This is a genomic window from Tepidimonas fonticaldi, assembly GCF_001675355.1.
In the GTDB taxonomy this organism is placed as follows: domain Bacteria; phylum Pseudomonadota; class Gammaproteobacteria; order Burkholderiales; family Burkholderiaceae_C; genus Tepidimonas; species Tepidimonas fonticaldi.
In genome coordinates, this window is the sequence record NZ_LZDH01000004.1 from 1 (window position 1) to 1,942 (window position 1,942).

The window sequence follows — 1,942 nt, forward strand, 5'->3', positions numbered from 1 at the left end:
CATAATCATCCGGGACATGACAGATAGGAAACCCACAATCCCCCTCCCGATTGACCTACCCCCCAGACGGGGTTAAACTCTGTGCCAGCTCATCTACCACGTGTAGAAGGAGTATCCGAAGCCCTTGCACAGCAATGTGCCGGGGCTTCAGTCTTTCTGGGCTGCGCGCCATGCATCCCGCTCCTTTATGAACTTCCTGATCGTGTGCGCCCGCAGGCAGTAAGCTGTCTTCAGCAGATAGAACCTCGGCCCCTGCGCGGTCTGGCGCTTGGCCAGCACCACGGCGAAGTCATGCTGTTCCGCCCAGATGACGACGTGGGTTTCCCTCCCGCGTTCGTTCTCCCACCATGAAAAGCCGGGCGCCCCTGCATCCGCATTCTGGATGCACCACGCCACCCAGCGCACCCTCTCGCAACGACTCAGATCCGGAATGCGGTCGTCCTCGTTGCGGTTGCGCTGATCTGGTGCCTCGGAAATCAGGTGCCAGAAACCATATCCCTTGTGCTTGGTCTCGGGTCTGAACCGCACCTTGACCGGGCTACCACAGAACGTCAGGCCAGCGTGTGCCACGGTCTCCAGGTAGATGGCGTAGATCGCGTCCTCATACGCCTGCCAGCCGGCAAAGTCGCTCAAGGGGATCAAGGGAGGGGGCAACGTCAAGACTGCGCCCTCCAGACGAGCAGGTTGAATTTTTCCGCCCGCCACAGGGAGCTTTGCTCCAGGCTCAGCCCACTGCGATGCCGGATATGCGCCACCAGTGCCTGCTTGGCCGGGCTGCCATGCCGACCCCGATGCACGTACGACAACGCCCCGATCAACAAATCCGCCAGTTGCAGCAGCGGCACGTCATGGGACTGCACCTGTTCGATCGACTCGATGATGCTGCGATCAAAGTCGTAATTGGCATTGCACAGCACATCGTGCAGCTTGGCCACCTTGCGACGTCCCTGCGTGTCCTTGATGTCTAGAAAGATCCGATAGTGCTTTTCCGGATCGATCAACCGGTTGAGCAGCGTGTACCACTGCTTGTAATAAAAATCATTGTGGCTTTGAGCAAAGCGCCCGTGATCCAGCAACTGCTTGTCCGGCACCACCAGGCCACGAAAACGCAGCAGAGGTTCGTCGAAAAACAAGTCCAATAACGCCTGATAGAACGACAGCTTGCCCGGCGAAACCTTGACCCACTTGATCTCGAATCCGGGCGGCAAACCGTACTGAGCTTTCAGCGCCTTGACCTTTCGTGACAAGGACTTTTGCCGCTCCGCCGGGCACCACAAGGCCCCCAGCACCATCGCCTTCATGCCATCGTTTTCCAGATGGCAAGACTCGTCGCAATAGATGTGAACGGTCTCGGTCATGAGCCACGCCCCTTGAGGAAGTCTTCGGCATCGGCGATGCGCAACTCGCCAGAGATAAGCTTGGGTAGCAGGGTGTCGCGGAGTTGGGCGAGGGTGCGGGATTGCTGAGAATTGCGCACGAACTGTTCGAAAAGCGGAGCAATGACCGCGTCAAACTCTTGCATGCTCTTCAGTGGCGCGACGGCAACCCGGGCGTCAGTAAGATGCTTTCGCTGAATATGGCCCATCGTTGTCGCCTTGCCGGCAGCGATTGCACGAAATGCCGGCAAGTGATGTCGCGTTGCGAAGAAGTAGAACCACTTCGGGACCTTGTCTGACGTCACCTTGAACAGGTGCTGATTCAAGGCTCCTGGGCCGCCATTCCATACCTCGACTTCCAGCGAGCCAGACCACGAAAACAGCACATCCCCATCGGTGACGATATATTCAGGCTTGATTCGTGCACTCGCACGATCTGCGCCATTTGTGTTTCCCGCGCGTAGTTGTGCGATTTTGATGACTGGCAAGAACTCTTCTTCGCTTTCAGGGGGGAATTTTTGAAGAGCAAGGCCGTTGAGATAGTTGTCATGTCCCGGATGATTATG

At 57.4% G+C, this 1,942-nt stretch carries 2 protein-coding genes and 1 pseudogene; all 3 read right to left on the reverse strand.

What is annotated here, in order from left to right:
- Positions 1 to 147 precede the first annotated feature (147 nt).
- Positions 148 to 633 (reverse strand): hypothetical protein, encoded by a 486-nt coding sequence (locus tag A9O67_RS00890; RefSeq protein ID WP_197484378.1) that lies wholly within the window; start codon positions 631 to 633, stop codon positions 148 to 150.
- 23 nt (positions 634 to 656) lie between these two features.
- Complete coding sequence (locus A9O67_RS00895) at positions 657 to 1,358, reverse strand: DUF3800 domain-containing protein (RefSeq protein WP_068606462.1); 702 nt, start codon at positions 1,356 to 1,358, stop codon at positions 657 to 659.
- Positions 1,355 to 1,942: pseudogene (locus A9O67_RS13495) on the reverse strand (restriction endonuclease subunit S); the annotation flags it as partial. The pseudogene A9O67_RS13495 and the gene A9O67_RS00895, both read right to left, overlap by 4 nt.